The 22,101-nt window shown below is 64.2% G+C and carries 28 protein-coding genes; 4 read left to right on the top strand and 24 right to left on the bottom strand.

What is annotated here, in order from left to right; all coding sequences use genetic code 11:
- Positions 1–17: 17 nt before the first annotated feature.
- Entirely contained in the window at positions 18–395 is a 378-nt protein-coding gene (locus tag C2847_RS06835) for a hypothetical protein (protein WP_105317696.1), read from the bottom strand.
- A 22-nt stretch (positions 396–417) separates the two neighbouring features.
- Between C2847_RS06835 and tyrS the strand changes: the two genes are divergently transcribed.
- Entirely contained in the window at positions 418–1,722 is a 1,305-nt protein-coding gene (tyrS, locus tag C2847_RS06830) for a tyrosine--tRNA ligase (protein WP_105317695.1), read from the top strand.
- On the opposite strand, the gene C2847_RS06825 is transcribed toward tyrS, so the two are convergent.
- From C2847_RS06825 to C2847_RS06715, 23 genes are all read right to left on the bottom strand, one after another.
- Positions 1,719–2,273 carry a Rieske 2Fe-2S domain-containing protein gene (locus tag C2847_RS06825; RefSeq protein WP_105317694.1) on the bottom strand — a complete coding sequence of 185 codons (555 nt, stop codon included), beginning with the start codon at positions 2,271–2,273 and terminating at the stop codon, positions 1,719–1,721. The two genes, tyrS and C2847_RS06825, sit on opposite strands and share 4 nt — an antisense overlap.
- Positions 2,270–3,250, bottom strand: a complete 981-nt coding sequence (locus tag C2847_RS06820) for a c-type cytochrome (protein WP_105317693.1) — start codon at positions 3,248–3,250, stop codon at positions 2,270–2,272. Before C2847_RS06820 ends, C2847_RS06825 begins: the two co-directional genes overlap by 4 nt.
- Positions 3,247–3,678 (bottom strand): cytochrome c-type biogenesis protein, encoded by a 432-nt coding sequence (locus C2847_RS06815; protein WP_105317692.1) that lies wholly within the window; start codon positions 3,676–3,678, stop codon positions 3,247–3,249. Before C2847_RS06815 ends, C2847_RS06820 begins: the two co-directional genes overlap by 4 nt.
- On the bottom strand, positions 3,675–4,211 hold the full coding sequence (locus tag C2847_RS06810; RefSeq protein WP_105317760.1) for a TlpA family protein disulfide reductase: 537 nt from the start codon (positions 4,209–4,211) through the stop codon (positions 3,675–3,677). Before C2847_RS06810 ends, C2847_RS06815 begins: the two co-directional genes overlap by 4 nt.
- A 20-nt stretch (positions 4,212–4,231) precedes the next feature.
- Entirely contained in the window at positions 4,232–6,163 is a 1,932-nt protein-coding gene (locus C2847_RS06805; RefSeq protein ID WP_105317691.1) for a heme lyase CcmF/NrfE family subunit, read from the bottom strand.
- A complete protein-coding gene (ccmE, locus tag C2847_RS06800) occupies positions 6,160–6,588 on the bottom strand; it encodes a cytochrome c maturation protein CcmE (protein WP_105317690.1) in 429 nt (142 codons plus the stop codon). Before ccmE ends, C2847_RS06805 begins: the two co-directional genes overlap by 4 nt.
- A gap of 91 nt (positions 6,589–6,679) precedes the next feature.
- Positions 6,680–7,366 carry a cytochrome c biogenesis protein CcsA gene (gene ccsA / locus C2847_RS06795; protein WP_105317689.1) on the bottom strand — a complete coding sequence of 229 codons (687 nt, stop codon included), beginning with the start codon at positions 7,364–7,366 and terminating at the stop codon, positions 6,680–6,682.
- Between the two features lie 71 nt (positions 7,367–7,437).
- Positions 7,438–8,160, bottom strand: a complete 723-nt coding sequence (locus tag C2847_RS06790; protein WP_164835667.1) for a heme exporter protein CcmB — start codon at positions 8,158–8,160, stop codon at positions 7,438–7,440.
- Positions 8,157–8,726: an ABC transporter ATP-binding protein gene (locus C2847_RS06785; RefSeq protein ID WP_105317688.1), complete on the bottom strand. Its 570-nt coding sequence runs from the start codon at positions 8,724–8,726 to the stop codon at positions 8,157–8,159. Before C2847_RS06785 ends, C2847_RS06790 begins: the two co-directional genes overlap by 4 nt.
- A gap of 73 nt (positions 8,727–8,799) precedes the next feature.
- Positions 8,800–9,468 (bottom strand): cytochrome c biogenesis protein CcdA, encoded by a 669-nt coding sequence (gene ccdA, locus C2847_RS06780; protein WP_105317687.1) that lies wholly within the window; start codon positions 9,466–9,468, stop codon positions 8,800–8,802.
- A gap of 9 nt (positions 9,469–9,477) precedes the next feature.
- A complete protein-coding gene (locus C2847_RS06775; RefSeq protein ID WP_105317686.1) occupies positions 9,478–10,026 on the bottom strand; it encodes a c-type cytochrome in 549 nt (182 codons plus the stop codon).
- A complete protein-coding gene (gene soxC, locus C2847_RS06770) occupies positions 10,019–11,302 on the bottom strand; it encodes a sulfite dehydrogenase (protein ID WP_105317685.1) in 1,284 nt (427 codons plus the stop codon). The genes C2847_RS06775 and soxC overlap by 8 nt, the downstream gene beginning before the upstream one ends.
- 67 nt (positions 11,303–11,369) lie before the next feature.
- Positions 11,370–12,659 carry an FAD-dependent oxidoreductase gene (locus C2847_RS06765; protein WP_105317684.1) on the bottom strand — a complete coding sequence of 430 codons (1,290 nt, stop codon included), beginning with the start codon at positions 12,657–12,659 and terminating at the stop codon, positions 11,370–11,372.
- 9 nt (positions 12,660–12,668) lie between these two features.
- On the bottom strand, positions 12,669–13,520 hold the full coding sequence (locus tag C2847_RS06760; RefSeq protein WP_105317683.1) for a translation initiation factor 2: 852 nt from the start codon (positions 13,518–13,520) through the stop codon (positions 12,669–12,671).
- Positions 13,517–13,966 carry a rhodanese-like domain-containing protein gene (locus tag C2847_RS06755; protein ID WP_105317682.1) on the bottom strand — a complete coding sequence of 150 codons (450 nt, stop codon included), beginning with the start codon at positions 13,964–13,966 and terminating at the stop codon, positions 13,517–13,519. Before C2847_RS06755 ends, C2847_RS06760 begins: the two co-directional genes overlap by 4 nt.
- A gap of 2 nt (positions 13,967–13,968) precedes the next feature.
- A complete protein-coding gene (gene soxA / locus C2847_RS06750; protein WP_105317681.1) occupies positions 13,969–14,772 on the bottom strand; it encodes a sulfur oxidation c-type cytochrome SoxA in 804 nt (267 codons plus the stop codon).
- Between the two features lie 3 nt (positions 14,773–14,775).
- Positions 14,776–15,336 (bottom strand): sulfur oxidation c-type cytochrome SoxX, encoded by a 561-nt coding sequence (gene soxX / locus C2847_RS06745; RefSeq protein WP_105317680.1) that lies wholly within the window; start codon positions 15,334–15,336, stop codon positions 14,776–14,778.
- The gene (gene soxB, locus C2847_RS06740) at positions 15,333–17,054 is read right to left on the bottom strand and encodes a thiosulfohydrolase SoxB (RefSeq protein ID WP_105317679.1); all 1,722 of its coding nucleotides are present in this window, start codon (positions 17,052–17,054) and stop codon (positions 15,333–15,335) included. The genes soxX (C2847_RS06745) and soxB overlap by 4 nt, the downstream gene beginning before the upstream one ends.
- Positions 17,051–17,632 carry a sulfur oxidation c-type cytochrome SoxX gene (soxX, locus tag C2847_RS06735; protein WP_105317678.1) on the bottom strand — a complete coding sequence of 194 codons (582 nt, stop codon included), beginning with the start codon at positions 17,630–17,632 and terminating at the stop codon, positions 17,051–17,053. The genes soxB and soxX (C2847_RS06735) overlap by 4 nt, the downstream gene beginning before the upstream one ends.
- 10 nt (positions 17,633–17,642) lie before the next feature.
- Positions 17,643–18,425, bottom strand: a complete 783-nt coding sequence (gene soxA / locus C2847_RS06730) for a sulfur oxidation c-type cytochrome SoxA (RefSeq protein ID WP_105317677.1) — start codon at positions 18,423–18,425, stop codon at positions 17,643–17,645.
- A gap of 50 nt (positions 18,426–18,475) precedes the next feature.
- Positions 18,476–18,802 (bottom strand): thiosulfate oxidation carrier complex protein SoxZ, encoded by a 327-nt coding sequence (soxZ, locus tag C2847_RS06725; protein WP_105317676.1) that lies wholly within the window; start codon positions 18,800–18,802, stop codon positions 18,476–18,478.
- Between the two features lie 14 nt (positions 18,803–18,816).
- The gene (soxY, locus tag C2847_RS06720) at positions 18,817–19,269 is read right to left on the bottom strand and encodes a thiosulfate oxidation carrier protein SoxY (RefSeq protein WP_105317675.1); all 453 of its coding nucleotides are present in this window, start codon (positions 19,267–19,269) and stop codon (positions 18,817–18,819) included.
- Positions 19,262–19,696, bottom strand: coding sequence for a SoxW family protein (locus tag C2847_RS06715; RefSeq protein WP_105317674.1), 435 nt, complete (start codon positions 19,694–19,696; stop codon positions 19,262–19,264). The genes soxY and C2847_RS06715 overlap by 8 nt, the downstream gene beginning before the upstream one ends.
- Positions 19,697–19,936: 240 nt before the next feature.
- Here C2847_RS06715 and cycA point away from each other — a divergent pair, with 240 nt between their 5' ends.
- From cycA to C2847_RS06700, 3 genes are read left to right on the top strand one after another with little or no spacing between them, the layout of a single operon-like run.
- Positions 19,937–20,383, top strand: a complete 447-nt coding sequence (gene cycA / locus C2847_RS06710) for a cytochrome C-552 (protein WP_105317673.1) — start codon at positions 19,937–19,939, stop codon at positions 20,381–20,383.
- Between the two features lie 54 nt (positions 20,384–20,437).
- A complete protein-coding gene (locus tag C2847_RS06705; protein ID WP_164835666.1) occupies positions 20,438–21,388 on the top strand; it encodes an ABC transporter ATP-binding protein in 951 nt (316 codons plus the stop codon).
- Entirely contained in the window at positions 21,385–21,996 is a 612-nt protein-coding gene (locus C2847_RS06700; protein ID WP_105317671.1) for a thiamine diphosphokinase, read from the top strand. The genes C2847_RS06705 and C2847_RS06700 overlap by 4 nt, the downstream gene beginning before the upstream one ends.
- Positions 21,997–22,101 lie beyond the last annotated feature (105 nt).

The following is a 22,101-nucleotide window of genomic DNA, read 5'->3' as shown; positions in this document are numbered from 1 at the left end:
GTGTAGCATACCCCGCCTTAAGGGGCAAACTTGGTGGTGACCCAGTCGTAGCGCACCCGGCCCTTGGCTCCTTGAAGCTGGAAGCGGAGGAGGTACTCCCCGGGGCTTGCGGAAAACCGCGCCTCCTCCTGGAAGCTCCCCGAGTAGACCCTCTCCCCCACCACGCGCCCGTCCCGGAGGAGGGCCACGTAAAGCCGCCCCTCCTCGAGGTTCCCGGACACCTTGACCTTCACCGCATCGTAAAGGCCGCTCACCCGGATGGGGTACTGGGCCTCCCCGGTGTACTTCCAGTAGAAAACCGGCAGGAAGGGAGGGTAGCCCACGGCCAGGCCATACCGCTCCGCATACCAGTAAAGGCCAAGGGCCAGCAGGGCCACAAGGAGCAGGGTCCGCATTGCCTTAAGTATACTTGGGCTCATGGCAGGCGCCGACACCAAGCCCTCTCCGGAAGAAGCCTTGGCCCTCCTCAAACGGGGGGCCGAGGAGATCATCCCCGAGGAGGAACTCCTCCTAAAACTAAAGGAGGGCCGTCCCCTGGTGGTCAAGCTGGGGGCCGACCCCACGCGGCCCGACCTGCACCTGGGGCATGCGGTGGTCCTGAGGAAGATGCGCCAGTTCCAGGAGCTTGGGCACAAGGTGGTGCTCATCATCGGGGACTTCACGGGGATGATCGGGGATCCCTCAGGGCGGAGCAAGACCCGGCCTCCCCTGACCCTCGAGGAAACCCGGGAAAACGCCAAAACCTACGTGGAGCAGGCGGGGAAGATCCTCAGGCAGGAGCCCCACCTCTTTGAGCTCCGCTACAACTCCGAGTGGCTGGAAGGCCTCACCTTCAAGGAGGTGGTGCGCCTCACCTCCCTCATGACCGTGGCCCAGATGCTGGAGAGGGAGGACTTCAAAAAGCGCTACGAGGAGGGCATCCCCATCTCTTTGCACGAGTTCCTCTACCCCTTCGCCCAGGCCTACGACTCCGTGGCCATCCGTGCGGACATCGAGATGGGGGGCACGGACCAGAAGTTCAACCTCCTGGTGGGCCGGGAGGTACAACGGGCCTACGGCCAACCCCCCCAGGTGGCCTTCCTCATGCCCCTTTTGGTGGGCCTGGACGGGCGGGAGAAGATGAGCAAAAGCTTGGACAACTACATCGGGGTGGCAGAGCCCCCCGAGGTGATGTTCAAGAAGCTCATGTGGGTGCCCGATGCCCTTCTCCCAAGCTACTTCCGCCTCCTCACCGACCTGGAGGAGGCCGAGATCCAAACCCTTCTAAAGGCGGGTCCCGTCCCCGCCCACCGGATCCTGGCCCGCCTCCTCACCGCCGCCTACGCCCTCCCCACCATCCCCGCCCGCATCGACCGGGCCTTTTACGAAAGCCTTGGCTACAGCTTTGAAGCCCTGGGCAAGGACAAGGAGGCCGGGCCGGAAGCCGTACGCCAGGCGGAGGCCCGCTACGACCAGGTGGCCAAGGGAGTCATTCCCGAGAACATCCCCGAGGTGGTCATCCCCGCTTCCGAGCTCAAGGAGGGGCGCATCTGGGTGGCGAGGCTTTTCACCCTGGCAGGCCTCACCCCTTCCAACGCCGAGGCCCGAAGGCTCATCCAGAACCGGGGCCTCAGGCTGGATGGGGAGCTTATAGAGGATGCGGGCCTCGAGGTGGACCTCTCCCGCCCCCGCATCCTCCAGCGGGGGAAGGACCGCTTCGTGCGGGTGCGGCTTGCGGACTAAGAACCCTCCATAGGCCTCAAGGGTACCTCATACCCGGTGGCGTAGAGGGTGTTCCCTTCCGCCTCGAGGCGCAGGCGGGGCAAGGGGTAGCGGGGAGGCCCATACACCGCCTTTCCCCCAAGGAGGGGGTCGAAGGCCCCAAAGTGGCAGGGGCAGCCCAGGAAAGGCCGCTCGTGACGGAAGTTGTAGAGGATGGCGGCCGCCTCCGGGTCGGGCACATAGTTCACGGTGCACCCCTGGTGGGTGCAGATGCGGCTTAAGGCCAGGTAGTGTTCCTCCCCCAGGGAAAGCCCCCCAAGGACAGGCTCAGGAAGGCGGAGGAGAAAGGCCTTCAAGGGCCCCAAGGGCAAGGGGTACTCAAAGGGCTTCGCCTGCCACACGGCAAGCTCCCCCCGCCGGGCCACCGCCACCTTCGGCCCCTCCTTCCAGGTGGGCTCTCCTACCCCGGGCCTTGGGCGGAAGCGGAGGTTATAGGTGCGCACCCCAAACCAGAGGAAAAACCCCCCGGCCATCGCCACCGGGATGTAGAAGACAAGGTCCCGCCGCCTCATAGGCCGGATAGGTAGTCCAGGAGGGCCTTTAGCTCCCCCTCGCCCAAGGGCACCGCCGGCATCTGGCCCCGGCCCTTGAGCACGATCTCCCTCACCGCCTCCGGGGCTTTCAGGATGGGGTTTCCCTTAAGCCTAGGCCCCACTCCCCCCTGGGCCTCGGCTCCGTGGCAGGCGGCACAGCGGGCCTGGTAGACCGTTTTCCCGTCCATTCCCCCCTGGGCCTGGGCGCGGGCCATGGCGATGAGGCCCTCCACCCTTTCCCTAGCCTCCCCGCCCACCTCCAGATATCTTTCCCAGGCGGCAATGGCCTCCTTCGCCTGGCCCTTCTGGAAGTAAAGGTTCCCGAGGAAAAGCCAGCCCTCCGCGGCCTTGGGGTCAGCGTGCTGGGCGATCTCCAAGAACATCTGGGCCTCCTCCAACCTCCCCCCCATGAAGAGGAGGATTCCCACCCGGCGCACGGCCTCGATGTTGGTGGGATCCTTCCTGAGCACCTCCAGGTAGGCCTCCGCCGCCTGGTCAAAGGCCTGGAGCTCATAGGCCTGCCTTCCCCAGGCCAGGAGGTCCGCCACCTCCCCGGTGCGCTTGGCCTTGTCCTGAAGCGCCTTAAGCTCCCGGGCTTCGGCCCGGGCGGTCACCGTGGTCTCCCCAGGAAGCCTGGGCAGGGTGTAGCGCCAAAGCCCCACCCCCAGCAGGACCACCACCCCCAGGGCCAGGGCCACGGGCCAGGGATTGAAGGGACGAGGCTCGGGGGGGCGCCAACCGTCCAAGGCCCGTTCCAGCTCCACCATCCGGGCCATGGCCAACTTCCTCTCTTCCCCCTCCAGGCTCTTCACCTCCTCCTTCAGGACCTCGAGCTCCTTGAGAAGCTCCTCCCGCCGGGGAGGCTCGGGGAAGGGTTCCCGGGGTCCCCGAAGAGGCCTTAAAGCCAAGTAGAGACCAAGAAAAAATAGAACCAGAAAGATAAGGGTGGCCATCATGCGGGAGGCTCCTTAAGGCGGCGCTCCACCTCCTCCAGAAGCTCAGGAGGCAAGGGTTTCTTGGGCCGGAAGTAGGCGAAAAGCCCCAGGCCCAAAAGAACCAGGCCCAAAACCGGCAACACCCAGACCCAAAGGGTCACCCCCCGCCTGGGAGGCTCGTAAAGGATCCACACCCCGTACCGGTCCACGAAGAAGGCCTTGATCTCCTCCTCCGTCTTCCCTTCTTGAAGCATCTCGGCGATAATCCGCCGCATCTCCACCGCCACCCCGGAGTTGCTCTCCGCCGCCGACTCCCCCTGGCACACGGGGCAACGAAGCTCCCGGGCGATGGCGAAGACCTCGGGGGAGAGATCGGGGGGTGGGGAGGCTGGGTTTTCCTGGGCCCAAACCCCTAGGGCCAGGAAGAACAAAAGCGCCCAAACCCTCATGGCAACACCTCCTTCAGGTATTGCTCCAAGGTGGTCTGGTCGATGGCCCCGGCGTGGCGGACCACCACCCGGCCCTCCCGGTCGATGACGAAGGTCTCCGGGACCCCGTACATCCCGTAGTCCACCCCCACCCGGCCCCTGGGGTCAAAGACCTGGGGGAAGGTGAGGCCAAACTGCTCTATGAAGCGCAAGGCATCCCCCTCCTTGTCCTGGGTGTTGATACCCACAAAAAGCACCCGGTCCTTATACCGGCGCCAGGTGGCCTCGAGGACCGGAGCCTCCTCGTAGCAGGCAGGGTAGCACCAGCTGGCCCAGAAGTTGAGCACGATGGGCTTCTCACCGAGGTGGTCGGAAAGCTTGAAGGTTTCCCTCCACTCCTTTTGGTAAGGAGGAAGCACGGGCAGGGTGAAGTCCGGGGCCGGACGGCGCTCCTTGGCCAGCACCGAGGGAAGCTCCTTGGGATTTCGTTGCATCCCCCAGTAGAAAAGCCCCCCCAGGGCCAAGACCACAAGGAGCCATAGCCAGGTCCTCAAGCTGTTCCCTGTGGGAAACCTCACGCTGGGCTCACCCCCTTAACCTCCTCCCGCCCCGCCGCCGGCCAAAGGATGTACAGGGTTCCCAGGGCCAAAAGCCCCCCCGCCACCCACATCCAGAAGACCAGGGGGGTAACAATGAGGCGGATGGAAGCCCACTCCCCCTTCTCCCGGTCAAAGTCCATGAGGAGGAAGTAGTAGTCGTTTCCCGGGGTGTAGACCACCTTGGGGGCCGGCAAGGGGGAGTTCATCTGCGGGTAGAAGTGAAGCCTGGGCCGCACCTCCCCGAAGCGGTCCGTGCGCAAGGAAGCCTCCACGGCAAACCGCCTCCTTTCGTCCAGGGCCCGCACCCCCAGGAACTCCATGCGCACTCCGCCCACCTCCCAGGCCTGCCCACGATAGAGGGTTTTTTCACTCTCCAGGCGGTAGGTCTGGCTGAAGGCGATACCGAGGCCCATGAGGGCCACGGCGAAGTGGACCAGCAGGCTTCCCACCCGCCTGCGGTTTTCCAAAAATCCCCAGGGGGAAAGCCCTGCCCTAAGGCGGGCCAGCACCCCCTCCCGCACCAGGAGGAGGATGGCGGCGGTGTTGTAGAGGAAAAGCCCCACCGCCAAGGAAGCCCCGAAGGTGTAGCCCCGAAGGAGCCCAACCAGGGTACCCAGGAGCAGAACGGCCAATAAAATGTATAGATTCTGGAAAACCTCCGCCCTAGGCCTCCGCCAGGGCAAAATGGGCCCTATCCCCATGAGGAGGAGGATACCCGCCCCAATGGGAGCGGAAACCTGGTTGAAGAAAGGGGCCCCCACGCTCACCTTGGCCCCGGTGAACGCCTCGGCCAGCAAAGGATAGAAGGTGCCGAGCACCACCACCAAAGCCCATCCGGCGAAGAAAAAAGCCCCGAGGAGAAGGGCTCCTTCCCGGGAAAAGAGCCGGAAAACCGCGGTATCCCGCACCTCCCGGCTGACCCGGGAGAGAAGGCCCAGGCCCAAGCCAGTAACCAGGAGGAAGAAACCCAGGAAGGCAGGCCCTACCGGCCCCTCGGCAAAGGCGTGGACCGACTGGATCACCCCGCTTCGGGTGAGGAAGGTGCCCAGCACCGTGGCGGCGAAGGCCAGGGTGACAAAGGCGAAGTTCCAGGCCTTGAAGGCCCCCCGGGTCTCCTGGACAATAGCGGTGTGCAAAAAGGCGGTGGACAACAGCCAGGGGATGAAGCTGGCGTTTTCCACCGGGTCCCAGGCCCAGTACCCACCCCAGCCCAGGACCTCGTAGCTCCACCACATCCCCGCCACCTTCCCGGCGGTGAGGAAACCCCAGGCGATCAGGGTCCACCACCGGGTCTCCCCCACCCAGGTCTGGTAGCGGCGCACCACCATGGCCGCCACCGCATAGGCGAAGGGCACGCTCAGGCCCACGAAGCCCAGGTACATGAGGACCGGGTGGACGGCCATCATCCAATGGTTCTGCAAGAGGGGGTTAGGCCCATTGCCATCCGCTGGTGGGTTGGGCAGGGTTTGGAAGGGGCTGGCGATGGTGGCCATCACCCCGAAGAAGAAGACCTGGACGCCAAAAAGTACCGCCAAAACCAAGGAAGCCCGCCAGGGGTCCAGGGGTTTGCGGCTGGCCAAAAGGGTGTAGAGGGTTTGCAGCAGGCTCCAAAGGAGGATGCTCCCCTCGAGGGCCGCCCAGGGAGTCACCAGGGTAACCCAGAGGGGGTCATGGGTGGAGTGGTTGCGGGCCACATAGGCCAGGCTGAAGTCGTGGGTGAGAAGGGCCCATTCCAGGGCCAAGAAGGCCGTCAAGGCCGCCAGGAAGGCGGAAAGGACCAAGGCCTTGGCTCCTTTCAGGAAGCGCCCGTCCCCCTGGTGGTAGGCGAGGAGGGAAAGGGCCAGGCCCAGAAGGCTAAAGGCCAGGGCCAGGCTGACACCCAGGTTGCCCAGCAGAGCAGGGGTCATTTGGCCTCCTCAATGAGCTTGCGCACTTCCTCCGGGGTCCAGCCCGCCTTGGGGGCCTGGTAGGCCTCGGAGTGTTTCACCAGGAGGTTGGTGCCGCGAAAGATCCCTTCCTGGAAACGGCCCTCCACCACCACCCCCTGCCCCTCCTTGAACATGCCCGGGGGCGTGCCCTTGTGCACCACGGGCACCTCCGCCACCCCATCGGTGAGGATAAAGCGAAGCTCCAGCTTATCCTTGTCGTAGTGCACGGTGCCCTGCTTGACCAAGCCCCCCAGGCGCACGGGACGGTTCTGGTAGCGCCCCTGGTCCTGCAGGTACTCGGAGGGGGTGAGGAAGTAGACCAGGTTCTGCCCCAGGCCGCCGAAGATGAGGTAGGCCAAGGCCCCCAGGATGACTCCGAGTCCGATCAGGTACTTAGCCCTCATTTCGCCCTCCGGTAGCGCCAGAAGAGGTAGGCCAGGTAGCCGAAGACCGTGAGGTAGGTGAGGGCGTAGACCCAGGTGACGAAGACCTCGCTCACGCCTCCTCCTTCCTGGCCTCCAAAGCGGCCAACAGGGAGCGGAAGCGCACGAAGCCCAGGTAAAGGAGGGTGAAGACGAACAGGTTGAAGAGGAGGGCCTGGAGCATGGCGGGGTCCATGTGGATCTTCCCCGTGGTCAGGTCGATGGACTGGGTTTGGTGCAGGCTCCGCCACCACTTTACCGACATGTAGCTGATGGGCACGTTGATGAAGCCCAGGATGCCCACCGCCGCCGCCGCCTTCCGCCTGAGCTCGGGGTCCTCTATGGCCCCTCTAAGGAGGAAGTACCCCACGTAAACGGCGAAGAGGATGGCGGTGGTGGTGAGCCTGGGCTCCCAGGTCCAGTAGACCCCCCAGGTGGGCCGGGCCCAGAGCATCCCCGTCACCAGGGCCAGCCCCATGAAAACCAGGCCGATCTCGGCGCTCGCTAGGGCCACCCGGTCGTGGCGGGGATCCTGGCGGAAGAGGTAGAGGAGGGAGTAGAGGAAGGTGACGAAGAAGGCCAGATAGCCAAGCCAGGCCCCGGGCACGTGCAGGTACATGATGCGGGCCAGATACCCTTGGTTCACGTCGGGGGGAGCGGAAAGGGCCAGGTAGAGCCCCACGGGGAGGAGCAGAAGCCCCAGCCCCAGGAAAACCCAGGTGAGGGCGTCCGGGCGGTCGGGTTGCGCAACCTTCAGCATGCTTGTACCTCCATGACCCCTAGCATAGCCAAGGGAAGGGTTAAAAATCTGTGGCCTCCATACCGCCAAACCTAACCTTCCATAACCACCGGGAAAAGGAGGGCGCTGGCGGTGAGGTAGACCACATCAAAGACCAAAAGAAGCTGCCACCAATCGGAGATCTCCGCCACGGGAAGGCCCTCCGCTAGGCCCGTGGTGGCCCGCACCGAGGCCAGGACCACGGGGACCACCAAGGAGAAGAGGAGCAAGGGCAAAAGCACCTCCCGTCCCCGGAGCCGGGCCAGAAGACCAGCGTAAAAGGTGGCCACGCTGGCGTAGCCCAAGACCCCCAGGACCAGGGTCAGGAAGAGGAGGAAAAGGCGCTCCAAGGGCAGGTAGAAGAGGCCCGCCGCCATCAAAAGGGCAAGGGCAGCCAGGGGTAGGAGAAGGAGCATCTGGAAAAGAAGCTTGCCGAAGTAGATCCACTCCTTGCCCCCGGGAGCCAGGAGGAGGTCGTCCAAGGTGCCCTCCTCCACCTCGAGGGCAAAGGCCCGGGTGGAAAGAAGTGTACTCCCGAAGGCCAAGGCCACCCAAAGCACCCCGGGGGCAGCCCGGCGCAAGGGCTCCTCCTCCGGTCCCAAGGCCAAGGCCATGATGAAGAGCATCACCGCAAAAAAAGCCAGGATGGAAAGAAGCCCCGCGCGGTCGCGCACCTCGAGGCGAAGATCCCTTAAGGCCAGCAAAACCACCCGGCGCACCACCCCTACCCTACCCTGCCCGGCGGCCTCGGGCCACCCCTCCACGGGAAGCTTCATGCCACCCCCAGCTCCAGGGTGCGGTCCGCCACCCGCTCGGCCAGGGTGCGGTCGTGGGTGGCCAGCACCACCCCCGCCTTCTTCCGGGCCTCGGCCAAGGTGGAAAGAAGAAGCTCCCTCCCCCCTTTGTCCAGGGCGGTTTCGGGCTCGTCCAATAGCCAGATGTCGGGGAAGAGAAGGGTAAGCCGGGCCAAGGCGAGCCTCTTCTTCATGCCGCTGGAGAAGGCGTAAAGGGGAAGGTCCCCGGGCAGTCCAAAGCGATCCAGGGCTTCTTCAGGTTCTTTACCCTGGTGGTGGAAGGCCAGGTCGTAAAGGAGGTGCTCCCGGGCGGTAAGGTGGCGGTGGAAGGCCGGGGGATTGGCTAGGAAAAGAGCCTTGCCCGCCCGTTCCACCTGCCCCCGGGTGGGCTTGAGAAGCCCCGCCATGAGGCGCAAGAGGGTAGTCTTCCCCGACCCGTTGGGCCCCAAAAGGGCCACCACCTCCCCCCGCTCCAGGGTAAAGGAAAGGTCCCGGAGCACCCAGTCCCGGCCGAAGCGCTTGGAGATCCCCTGCAAGCGAAGCAACATGCCTATACCAGTTTAGGGGTATCCCGGAGGGCCTATCGTCCCTCTGATGGGGAAAGACTCCCCGGGTTCACCCCTACAGGTACTTCTGCAGCCACTCCGGTGTAATCCGGAGGAAGAAGGCGTTCAGGGCGCTGTAGGTCCCCGTGAGAAGCAAAACCCCCACCACCAGGAGCACCACCCCCGCCAGCAACTCCACGTAGTGGGAAAGCCGCCCCGCCCGCCGCAGCCAACCCTTGATGCGCTCGGCAAACAGGGCCACCAACAAGAAGGGCACCGCCAGGCCCAGGATGTAGCTCAGAAGAAGCCCCACCCCGCCCCCCACCGCCGTCAGGGTGAGGATGGCCCCCAGGATGGGCCCGATGCAGGGGGTCCAGCCCAGGGCCAGGGTAGCCCCAAGGAGAAAAGCCCCCAAGGGGCGGGCCGTCTCCCCCTCGTAGCGCAGGTTCACTCCCCACCGGGGCCTGAGGCCCAGCATGTACAGGCCAAAGAGGATCAGGACCACTCCCCCCACCCGGGCCAAGGTCTGGCGGTGTTCAAAGAGGAGCCCACCCAACAAGGTAAAGGGCAGCCCCAAGAGGAAGAACACCAACCCAAAACCCAAAACGAAGAAGAGGGCGTTGAAAAGGGGGCGCCCCCTTTCCCCTCCCAGGTAGACCAGGTACGTGGGCACTAGGGGCAAGACGCAAGGGGAAAGGAAGGAGAGCACCCCCGCAAAAAACGCCGCCGCCAGGGAAACGCTCATGCCTTCATCCTAGGGCAAGGTGAGCCAGGGGAAGCGGCGTTTGGTTTCAGGATCCAGCTCCAGAAGCTCCCGGGCAGGCATCCTCACCTGGGGCAGGGTCTTCTGGTTGATAGGCTCATGGGCGTCGATGATGCCGTTCATGTACAGGAGGAAGGCCACCAAATGGTATACCTCCTCGTTCGTTAAGGTCCCTGCAGCCCCAAAGGGCATGGCCCGGCGGATGTAGTCGTAAAGGGTGGTGGCGTACTGCCAGTAGTTGCCGATGGCGAACTCGGCGGGTTCCGTATCCGGGGTGATGGGGAAGGGCTCGGCCACCAGGCGGTTGAAGGGGTAGCCCTCCCCCCGGGCCCCGTGGCAGGAGGCGCACTTCTCCGCGTAGATCCGCTCCCCCTCCTCCACCTTCCCTTCCCCTGGGGGAAGCCCCCGGCCATCGGGCAACACCGCGGGCCGGATGTCGTATTGGGCCGCCAACTCCTCGGAGATGGGGGTGCCCAGGTTGTACCGGGCTCCCACCGCCAACCCCAAAAGGGCCAAGAGAACCAGGATGCGCTTAACCATCAAACACCTCCCCGCCGCATCCCCCCGCGGGCCCAAAAGCCTGCTGGCCCAAGGGCCTGTCCCCGTTCACCACCCGGCCGTCGGGCAGGATGCGCCAGGCCTGGATGGCGTTGTAGTGGTAGCGGTTGTTCCTGCCCCACTTCTTGAAGAACTCCTCCCGGGTGGGCTGGGTGTTCCCCTTCTCGTCCCAGGCCCGGCTCCACAGGACCACCTCCTTGCCATCCCAGTGCCAGGGCATCTTGAAGCGCACGAAAGCGTAGCGCTCCACCGGGGGTTCCAGGGTAGCCTGGCGCCAGGTCTTCCCCTCGTCGAAGGAGATCTCCACCTTGGTGATCCGCCCGTACCCGCTCCAGGCCAGGCCCCGGATCTCGTGGAAGCCCGGCTTGATCTGCTGCAGGCCCGAGGGGTAGGTAATGATGGACTCAGGATCCATGATCCAGGTGAAGGCCCAAACCTTGCCATCGGCCATTACATCGGTGTACTCGCTGGTTTCATCCTTAGCCATGGCGGGAAGGTCCGTGACCAGGATGCGCCTCAGCCACTTCACCTGGATGCTTCCCTCCCAGCCCGGCACCACCAGGCGCACGGGATAACCCTGCTCAGGGCGCAAGGCCTCCCCGTTTTGCGCGTAGGCCACCAGCACGTCCTCCATGGCCTTTTCCAGGGGCAGGGAGCGGGTGTAGGCGGCGGCGTCCATCCCCTCGGGGATGAGCCACTTGGCCTCCGGCTTCACCCCGGCCTCCTTGAGGAGAAGGGCCAGGGGCACCCCGGTCCAGCTGGCGTTGGAGGCCAGACCCCGGCTCCGGGTGGCGGTGAGCTGAGGGTCTGGAGGGTTGCGGTAGCCGTTTTGCCCATTGCCCGCGCACTCGATGAAGTAGGTGCGGGTCACGGAGGGGAAGCGTTTCAGGTCCTCCAAGGTGAAGACCAAGGGCCTTTCCACCATGCCGTGGATCACCAGGCGGTACTTGGCCGGGTCCACCTGGGGCACGCCCCCGTGGTGCCTTTCAAAGTGCAGGCCGTTGGGGGTGATGACCCCCTCCAGCTTCTCCAAGGGGGCGAAGTCCGCACCCGAGTGGCGGGTGCGCAGGTTGGGGGAGATGTAGCGCACCACTCCCTCCTCAAAGGGGCTCCTTTGGCCGTACTCGGAAAGGGGGGCCCCCAGGGTCTTCATGGAGGCAAAGGTCTCCTCGTCCCAAGGCGGGGTCTGAGCCCTAGCCTTTAGGAGGCCAAATATGCCTCCTGCGCCTAAAAGCCGGAAGAACTTCCTTCGGTCCATATACCCTCCCATCGTATCCATTAGCGGCAAGGAAAACCCCGCCCCGAATGGGGGCGGGGCCAGCTCTTTAGGCGGGGCCAAACATGTCGTTCCAAATGCCCGTGGCCCAGCCAATGGCTGCAGTGCCGTTGGCAGCTGAACGCTGGTTGTCCACGGAGCTCTGGGACTTGATCTGTTTGGCCGCCTCATCCCAAGAGTAGTTGGCGGCCACCCAGATGGCCTCCTCCTTGTCCACGAAGGAGTAACAGATGTTTTGGGGAAGCTCAGGGGGGATCTCCGCTAAAGGCTTGCCCTTAAGCCGTTCCACCAGGTGCCGGGCCACGATGGTACCCGAGACGTAGGCCACCATGCCGCTTTTGGGGTAGGGGGTGTTGCCGGTGATATCCCCCACCAGGTAGACGCGGTCGTCCTTCTCCGAGAGGAAGTAGGGGATCTTCACGTTAGCCCAGCGCTCCCCCAGGCCCGCGGTGCGCACCAGTTCTCCCGCCTTCATGGGGGGGATGATGTTGGCCAGGGTGAAGGGTACATCCCCAAGCTCGGTCTTGACCACCTTCTTCCCGTAGTCCAGGCCGGTGATGCGGGTGTTGGGCACGTACTCCAGGTAGTCCTTGTAAAGCTCGTTGTAGGCGGCCAGGAAACCGGGAGCCTTGGAGATGGGCTGCGGGTTGGCGTCCAGGACGATGACCTTCCCCTTAACCCCCTTTTCCTTAAGCCGCCAGGCCAGCATGGCCGCCCGCTCATAGGGGCCAGGGGGACAGCGGTAGGGGGGGTTGGGGATGTACATGACCAGCTCCCCACCCGTCTCGTCAAACTGGTCCAGCATCCTGCGCAAGGCCACGTGTTCAAAGGGCTTGAAGCCCACGGGCATGAGGTGTTTTACCTCGGTGTAGCCGGGGATGGCCTCGTACATGTAGTCGATGCCCGGGGCCAGGACCAGGTAGTCGTAGGCCAGGTAGCCCCCTGTGGTGCGCACCAGGCGGCGGTCACGGTTGATGTCCAAAACCTTTTCCTGGACGAAGACCACCCCGTCCTTGACCACGTTGGTGTAGTCAAAGACCAGCCACTCCAAAGGCTTAACCCCAGCCAGGAAGAGGTTGGACATGGGGCAGGACATGAAGATGGGCTTCTGCTCCACCAAGACCACCTCCACGTCCACCCCCGACTGGACCAGCTTCCGGGCCACCGTGGTGCCGCCCCAGCCCCCCCCGATGACCACCACCCGGGGCTTACGGGTGCGGGGAAGCAGGGTGGCCGGGCGGCTATAAAACTCCTGGGCGAAGGCCGAGCCGGAAAGGGCCCCCACCGCGGCCAAGGCCGCACCCGTCTTCAAGACCTGACGCCGATTCACCTTGCTCATACTCCCTCCTTATTGACCAGGGCGGTAAGGGCTACCGCCCGCGGCTTCCAAGATCTCCGTCATCACCTGGCGGGCCTCCTGGAGCATGGGCACTGCCGGCGTGCCCATGACCCCGGGCATGATGGTCATGAGCATGGGCTCAATGGCACCCACCAGGACGTCAGACCCCATCTGCATGGCGAAGAAGCGGCAGGGAGCCGCGAAGCCTCCCGCGGGCTGGGTGAGGAACATGATCCGGGCCCACTCGCTCTTGCAGGGCATGATCACGGTGACCGGGCCCACCTTCACGTTGGGCAGCAGGTTAAGCCCGTTGGAGGTAAGCTCGGTCTCCACCATGAGCACCACATCCTCCACCTTGGCGGAAGGAACGCGGTACATGAGGGCGGGCATCATGCCGCTGGAAGGATCGGGCATCATGGCAGGAGGCAGGCGCTTCACGGTGCCAAGCCGTCCCAGGGCCGCCTCGAGGCGCCACACCAGCCGCTCCACCTCGCCCCCGTAGACCTGGAGCATGCCAAAAAGAAGCCGCCCGTCAAAGGTACCCACCATATACTTCTGCCCCTCCCCCGTGATGAAGACCGTGGGGGGCAGGACGATGGCCGCCATGGGGTTCTTGGAAACGGCCTCCACGCTTCCCTTCTCGGGCTTCAGAACCACCAGGCGGTAGTCAGGGAAGCCAGGACCCGTGACCTGGCGCACCTGCTCGCCCAGGTTCAAAACCCGGTCGGGTTCCAGGCCCACCGCCTTCAGGGCCTGCAGGGTCTTGCCCTCCACCTCTTCCAAGGAACCCCGAACCTCCACCACCAAGGCTTGGCCCAGGGCCAACCCCAACAAGATCACCAGCGCAAGCAGTTTCCTCATGATCCTCCCTCCACTTCCAGGCCAGCGTCCAGCCAGCCCCTGAAGCCGTGAGCGATGTTCTTGGCGTTTTTGTAGCCCAACGCCTGCAGGTAAGCCGCCACCACCGCCGAGACGCTCCCCGAGTTGCAGTACACAAGGATCAGGGCCTCCTTGTCCTTGGGAAGCTCCGCCAAGCGGTCCGGCACCTGCCCAGCATAGATGTGCACCGAACCGGGAATATAGCCCTTCTTCCGCTCCTCTTCCGTGCGCACGTCCAGGATGAAGGGGTCAAAGAGGAGAAGGTCCTTGGCCTCCGTGGGGTAGACCAGGTAGCTGGCAGGGGGAACGCGCTTGAGAAAGCCCCCAAAGGCCTTGACCCAATCCTCTGCCTCCCCTCCCCCCTGGGCCCGGGCCAGGGCTAGGAGGGGAAGGAGGGGAAGGAGGGCGAGGAGGTCGCGGCGGCGCATGGCTAGCGGGTGAAGAAGGGCAGCTCCTCAAAGGAGTGCCCGGCCTTGGTGGCCTCGGCCAGCATGTACATGGTGAGGGCGATGTGCACGTCGGAGTAGAACTCGGGCTTGGGGATGGCGATGGACTCGTAGCAGAAGTTGATGCGGTCCTCCATGGTGTAGAGCTTGTCCTCCTCAAAGCGGTAGGCGGGCCACTCGTTGCCCAGACCCTGCTTGGGGCTCCTGACCGGGGAAAGCCGCACCCTCTGGCCCGCGTACTGGTCGTGGCAGATGGCGCAGCTCATGTCCCGGGCCCCGGCCCGGGTGTACCAAAGCTCCCGCCCCAGGTTGTACATGGCGAGTTCCTGGGGGTGCTTGGGCACCACCTGGATCTTGGCCTTGGAGGAGAAGGAGGCGATGTAGGTGGTGATGGCCTTAACCTCGTCCCGTTTGATCTCCGCCGGCTTGTACCCCTGCACGGTCTGCATGCAGGTGTACACCCGGGTTTCCAGATCCTCCACCCGCTTGCTGTCGGGGAAGTACTTGGGAAGGATGGCATAGACCCCTTCCAAGACTCCCTTCCCCTTGCCAAAGTCGCACTCCTCGAGGGTCTTGCCGCTCGGCCCCTTGCGGAAGAAGAGCTCCTTCCCCTCCTCAGCGAAGAGCTCCCCGGGCAGAACGCCGAAAGTTTCCAAGTACATCTGCCGCTGGCGCATGGCCTCCTCAAAGGGATCCAGGGGCTTCTGCTGCTGGGTGTAGGCCCCCACCCCCACCAGGGTTCCCAAAGCCAGCAAGCCCAGAAAAACCAAGCGATTCCTTCTCTTCATGGCTCACCTCCGGTTGATGGGGGACTCAGGATCCAGAAGGAAGGCCACCAGATCGGCGGTTTCCTCCGGGGTGAAGAGGCCGTGCACCCCACCCCGGTACATGAGGGAGCAGGGCACGAAGGCCCAGGCGTTGTAGATCTTCTCGTAGGTGTACCGGACCACCGCCTCCGAGGTGCCCCGCTGGCCGTAGTTGGTAAGGGAAGGGCCCATGGTGCCGTAGGCTACCTCGCTGGCCACCCCGGCGTGGCAGGCATAGCAGTTGCCCCGCTTGGGGTCGGTGAAGACCTTCTCCCCGTTTTTCCAATCCCCCATGAGCTTGCCGTTTGCCGGGTACTTGATGAGGGCCTTCTGCTCCGCCAGGAAGCCGGGTATCAGGTCCGCGGGGAGCTTGTCCCGATGCTGGGAGCAGAGGGCCTGCCCCTTGTCCTGGGAGAGCATCACTCTGGCGAACTCGTGGCCGCCCGCATGCAAAGCCGCCTCGAGGCGGGCCCTGAAGGGGCTTACCTGCGAAAGCCCCAGCCCTAAGAGCACAAGGCTGCCAACAACGATCGCTGTTCTCTTCATCCTTTCACCTCCGGAACTTGGTACGTCCTACCGAGCACGCGCACGTTAGGGTTAGGGAGAACCTTCACTCTGCCCACCCCCTTCAGGTACTCCTCCAGCACAGCGTAAATGGGCCTGGGTTCAAAGCCCGCCTTGGCCTCCCCCACCCGCTGGAGCCTCCCCCCATAGGAGGCCGCCAGGTACCGGCGATTGGGATCCAGGGGCTTGCCCCCCACCTCCACCTCCCGGATGCGCTTGCCGGTGGGGGCATCGGGGTCCAAAACGTAGCGGAGGCCATGAACCCGGCTCACGTCCCCGCCCTGCTGGTAGAAGGGATCGGGGCTGAACACATTGCTGGCGATGTCCTCGAGGGTGTTGCGGATCTGCTCCCCCCTTAGCCAGAAGAGGTACAACTCGGGGTAGGTAAAGCCCAGATAGGCGTAGAGGTGGTCCCGGGTGATGGCCTGGCCGGGGAGGATGGTGGTGCCCCAGCGCACCGCCGGGCTGAAGACCAGGTCCACCTCCGGGTAAAGGGCCTTGACCGCCTGGCCCACCAGCTCATCCCAGGTGGAGTAAAGGGTATCCCGCTTGTAAAGTAAGGAGTCGGAAACCGCCAAGGGCTCAAAGAGGTGCTGGCGGTGGGTAGCCACCCGCTCCTGGAGCCACCCCTCCACGTTCTCCGCCTTGGGAAGGTGCTGGGAGAGGACCGGAAGAACCCGTACCCGGAGGTTGGCGATGCCCCCCTTCCAGAGCTTGAGGTCCACCCGCATCAGGGCCTTGCCTGCGGCGCTTCCCGCCACGATCCAGGTCTTGCCCACCCGCCAGGGAAGAGGGGTGAGGTCGTGGGTGTGCCCGGAGAGGATCAGATCTATCCCCCTCACCCGCTCCGCCAAGGCGGCGTCCAGCTGAAGGCCGTTGTGGGAGAGAAGGACCACGGCATCCGCCCCCTCGGCCCGAGCCTGATCCACGGCCTCCTGCAAGCGGCGGACGTCCAGGGCAAAGGAAAGGCCTTCCGTGAACTCCTCGGGGTGGGAAACCCTCACGTAGGGATACGTGGCCCCTACTACGGCCAGGGCGTAGCGGCCCATTTGATGGATCCGGTAGGCGGGGTAAAGGGGGTCGCCGAAAAGTTCATCCACTACGTTGTAGGAAAGGTGCTCGCCCTTAAGCTTCTTGAAGAGCGCCTCGGCCCGCTCCCGCCCCAGGGTCCACTCCCAGTGGGAGACCATGTGATCCACCCCAACGAGGTTCTGCCATTCCACAATGGCTTCCCCCTGGGTTAGGAGGGAAAGGCCAGAGTTGGTCCAGGTATCGCCGCCGTCCAGAACTAGGACCTTTCCCCCCTCCCCTTCCACCTGGGCCTTCTGATTGCGGATAAGGGCGGTGAGGGCAGAAAGTCCCCCGATGGGGCCAAAGGCCCGGGCCAGCTCCTCAAAGTTCACATAGGAGAGCAGGTAGGCCAAGGGCGTGCCCCGCTCCACCCCGTAGTAGCGCAAGACAGCCTCCCCGGTGAGGTACCCCGGGCGGCCCATGAGGGGCTTGGGCGCAATCAGGTTGGGAGGCTCCATGAAGTGGTGGGGGAAAGCCTGCCCGTGAAGGTCGGAGAAGTAAAGGAGGGTGGCGTCGCCGTAGGGGGCAAGGTCATAAAGCCGGGCGGGGTTTTCCAGAGCTTGGGCCAGGGCCCTTGGACCCAGACCCGCCAAAGCGGAAAAGAGGTAGAGGAGCTCTCTGCGGTTCATCTAGACCCCACCGCAGGCTTGGTGTTGAAGTCCGACTCCGGGTCTAGGAGGTAGGCCACCACGTCGGCAATCTCCTCCGGGGTTAAAAGGCCCTGAGCCCCGAAGCGGTACATAACCGTGCATGGGAAGTAAGCCCAAGCATTGTAGATGACCTCATAGGTGTAGCGCTGCACCGCCTCGGACTGCCCCCGGTTCAGGCCGTACTTTTCCAAGCTAGGACCCACATCCCCGCCCAGGTGCACAGGGGAGCCAAAGTGGCAGGAGAAGCAGTTGGCCTTCTGAAGGTTGTTAAAGATGGCCCCGCCCTTCTTCCAATCCCCCATAAGCTTGCCGCTTTGCGGGTACTTGATGAGGGCCCGTTGCTCTTCCAAGAACTTGGGAAGGAAATCGGCAGGCAAGCGGTTCCGATGGGCGGAGCAAAGAGCCTGGTCCGGCCGCTGGTTCAGGAAAACCTCGGCGTAGGCCTTGCCGCCGGTCTTGACAGCTTCCAGCTCGGAAGGGTTGAAGTACGACTGGGCCAAGGCCACCACCAAGGGTGCGGCCAAAAAAAGGATGGGGATAAGCTTCTTCGCTTTCATCACCGCTTCCTCACCGCACAAAGGCCGGCCACTCCTCAACCACGGCCCCATTGTTCTGATAGGCCATGAAAAGCTCCAGGGCTAGGATGGGCAGCGAGTAGAGGTCTGGCTGTGGGTGGGCGATGTTGCCGTAGCAGGCCCGGATCCGGTCCTGCATGGTCCAGATCTGGTCGTTGGAGTAGCGGTAAGCGGGCCAGTGGGTCCAGGACTTATCCTTGCCCAGGACATCAGCATAGGGAAGAACCCCTGCCCTCCGGCCCACGTAAGAGATATGGCAGGTGGCGCAGCCCACATCCCGGGCCCCGCTTCGGGCATAGAAGAGCTTTTCTCCAAGGGCATAGAGCTCCCTTTCTTGAGGAAAGAGAAGGCGCACCTGGATGGGTTTGCCCATGGAGAAGCTGGCGATGTAGAAGGCAATGGCCACCACCTCCTGGCGCTTGATCTGGTCGGGCCGGAAGCCCTGGACCCGGGTCATGCAGGTGAGGATGCGGCTATCCAGGTCCTCTACCTTGCCCGTGTCCAGGAAGTAACGGGGTAGCCTGGCCGCCGCTCCTTCCAGAACTCCCTTCCCCAGGCCGAAGTCACACTCGGCCATGGTCTTGCCCAAAGGCCCCTTGCGGTTAAAGAACTCCTTACCTTGCTCCACAATGAGCTCCGTGGGCAGGATACCTGCGGTTTCCAAAAGGAGCTGTTTTTGTCGCTTGGCTTCCTCCCTGGGGTCCACCTCCCCTTGGGCCAGACCCAACCCCAGAAGTACGAAAACCGCCACCGCCCTCAAGACCCATAAAGGCATGCGCCACCTCCCGCAAACCCGGGCGCCCGGGGATCACCCGGGCGCCACCTTTAGGCCAGCTCCAGTTTTACCGTACCTTCGCCGGTGTCTCCGTCGGTATCCTTCAGTTTTACGGTGAACGTCCCCGCCTTTTCCGCCTTGAACATGAAGCCGTAGAGGGGATTGGCGCTGGTGGAAGGACCGGGGCGGGCCTCCGCCACCTTTTCCCCCTCAAAGTAGACCTCCACCAGGTTGATGTACTTGGCGGGGATGATCTTACCCTCGGCATCCCGCCGGGTGCCGGGCTCGTTGGGGTGCTGGGCCACCACCTGGAGCTTGAAGTTCTCGCCCGCTTTGGGCTTGGCCGGAGTCAAGCGAACAATGGTACGAATGGCCATTTCCTACCTCCTCCTTAACCGCACCCCCCCACGGTCACGCGGGTGCTGGCCGAAGCCAAAAGGAACTTGCCGTCCGCCGTTTCCACCACCGCCCGGATGGCGCTGGTCTCCGCCAAGCGCACCCGGGTGGCGTAGTAGGGCAGGGCCTTCATGGGCATAAAGGCCACCAGGTGCGGGGTGGGGTTCTTGTCTGCGAAGAGGTGGATGGCCTTCACCTGGTTGGAAGGCAGGTTCACCTCCACCTCCGCGGGCACGTTGGCCCCGCTTTCGGCAATGGCGGGCATGGTGAGCTTGATGGCATTCGAAGGTGTAAGATCCTTAAACCCCTTACCCAACGCCGCCTGCAGGACCTTCTCCAGGTTGGCCAAGTCCTCGCCCTCTAAACCCTGCGCCCTTACGGGAAACCCCGCCAAAGCGACGGCCCCGAGGGCTACGCCGGTGGTCCTTAAAAACGCTCGCCTATTCACACGCACCTCCTTTGGCACACAACTGGCGCAGCTCGGAAAGGAACTGCGCCCGGGGCCGGCTGCCAAAAAACCGGCCCACCTCTTCCCACGTCCCCTTGCGAAAGACGAGGAAGACAAAGGTAGGAGTGCCCGGCACCCTATACCGCCGGGCAAGCTCCTGGCCCTCCGGGGTTTCCGTGCCCACGGAGGCCACCACGAACCGGTCCTCCAGGAAGCGGCTTACCTGGGGATCGGAAAGGACGAAGGTGTTCATCTGGTCGCAATAGGGGCAGTGAGGAGAATGAAAGTACACCATCACCACCCGCCCATGGGCCCGGGCCAGGTCCAGGGCCGTGCCATAGGGATACCACCGGCCAAAGTCCGGGGCAGCCAGGGCCGCGGTCAGGATCAGTACCACAAGGGACCAAAGTACCCGGTATGCGTACATCTTATACACCGCCTGGGTACACCCAAGGACATTTGTACCCTAGCACCCTCCCGGAACCATGTCAAGCCCCTTTGACACGAAATCTCCTTATTCATAAAAACGCGCTTATGTGGTTTCCTCTGGGGTCTCTTCCCCTGTACCCCTGGGGACTATAGCTTAAGAAAGGCTAAAGTTTTGGGATAGCCAAAGGCCTTGACAAGGAGCAAGGGACAAAATACCCTGATACCCCGGAGGGTAAAGATGAAGCGGACCCTAACGGCTCTCCTTCTTATCGGCAGCCTGGCCTTCGCCCAGGCAGATGGCGCCAAACTCTACGCTCAGTGCGCAGGATGCCACCAGGCCAATGGCCAAGGTCTCCCCGGGGCCTTCCCGCCCCTGGCCGGGCACGTGTCCGAGATTCTGGGCAAGCAAGGCGGGCGGGAGTACCTGATTAAGGTCCTCCTTTGGGGCTTGCAGGGGCCGATTGAGGTGAAGGGCATGAAGTACAACGGTGCCATGCCCGCGTACAACGGCCTAAAGGACGAGGAGATCGCCGCCCTCCTCAACCACATCGCCACCGCCTGGGGGGACGACAAGAAGGTCCAGGGCTTCAAGCCCTTCACCGCTGCCGAGGTCAAGGCCCTGAGGGATAAGAGGCTCACCCTCCAGCAGGTGCTGGAGGAGCGGAAAAAGTTGGGTCTGAAGTAAGGCGGGCCCGCAAGGAACCCGGGGCACGCCCCGGGTTCCTTGTTTAATGGAGGGGTGCTGGAGCTTGCCCTGAAAAAGCGCTTCCCCGGTTTCCAACTGGCCCTGGACCTCACCGTTCAGGAGGGGGAGGTCCTGGCTCTCTTGGGACCCTCGGGCAGCGGGAAGAGCACCCTACTGAAGCTCATCGCCGGCCTCCTTTCCCCTGATCAGGGTTTCGTGCGCTTCCACGGACAAGACCTCACCCCCCTGCCCCCGGAAAGGCGGGGGGTGGGCTTCCTCTTTCAGGACTATGCCCTCTTCCCCCACCTCACGGTGGCGGAGAACGTGGCCTTCGGCCTGGTGGAGGCCCGCTGGCCTAGGGCCGAGCGGGAAGCGCGGGTGCGGGAGCTCCTGGAGCGGATGGAGCTCCTGTCCCACGCCGGCAAAAGGCCCCAAGAGCTTTCGGGAGGGGAGCAACAGCGGGTAGCCCTGGCCCGGGCCCTGGCCCCCAAGCCCCGCCTCCTGCTTCTGGACGAACCCCTGGGGGCCCTGGACCTCCGCCTGCGGGAAGAGTTGCTCTTCTTCCTGCGCAGGACCCTGCGGGAAGCAGGGGTCACCGCCCTCCTGGTCACCCACGACCAGGGAGAGGCCTTTCTCCTGGCCCACCGGGTGGCGGTGATCCGCCAGGGGCGTCTGGTCCAGGTGGGGCGGCCAGAAGAGGTCTACGCCAAACCTAAAGATGCCTGGACCGCCCGCTTTATGGGCCACAAAAACCTCCTCTCCCCGGAGGAGAGCCAAAGGATAGGCCTGCCGCCTAGACCGCACCTCCTACCCCCGGGGGCCCTGCGCCTGGGGGAGGGGGCGGAGGGTGTGGTGGAGGAACGGCTCTACTACGGGCCCAGGGTGGGGCTTTGGGTGCGGGTTAAGGGTGTGCGGCTTTACCTCGAGGCCCAGGAGGGCCCGGAGGAGGGAACCCCTATCCGCCTCCACCTGGACCTCAACCAGGCGGTACCCTTGGAAAGATGAAGCGCTTCGCCCTCCTCCTGGGCGGCCCCCTCTTGGTGACGGAGGCCCTGAGGGCGCGCCTTCAGGGTTACCGCCTCCTGGCGGCGGACTCCGGGGCCCGCCATGCCCTGACGTTAGGGCTTCCCCTAGAGCTTTGGCTGGGGGACTTTGACTCCAGCCCCCCCTGGCTCCAGGCGGCCCTGCCTGCCCCCAGGGAGGTACTCCCCCGCGAAAAGGACCTTACGGACGGCGAAGCCCTGGTGCGGAAAGCCCTGGACCTGGGAGCGGAAGCGATGCTCCTCCTGGGGGCCTTGGGCGGGCGGCTGGACCACACCCTGGCCCACCTGGAGCTGGCCTTTTACTTGGCGGCACTGGGGGTGCAGGTGGAGCTTTCCGACGGGCTCACCCGGGCCTTCCCCCTCCTCCCCGGAAGCCACACCTTTCCCTTGGAACCCGGAGCCCCCTTCAGCCTCCTCCCCTTCCCCGAAGCCACTTTGGGGGTGGAAGGGGCCCGCTGGAACCTTCCCCCTGCCCCCCTCAAGGCCACCACCCTGACCCTGGAAAACCGGGCCCTAGGGCCCATCCGGGTGCGGGTGGAGGCGGGGCGGGCGGTGCTTTACCTCTTCTGAGGGCAGGGCCGCCAAGGGCAAAGAAGGGCCCGCCGCCTCTCCTGAACCCGGACAAACACATGTGAGACGCTGAAGGGGATAAAAAGATGGGGAACCGACCCTGCG

This window comes from Thermus tenuipuniceus (assembly GCF_002964845.1).
Classification (GTDB): Bacteria; Deinococcota; Deinococci; order Deinococcales; family Thermaceae; genus Thermus; species Thermus tenuipuniceus.
This window is presented reverse-complemented; position numbering and strand designations above follow the sequence as displayed.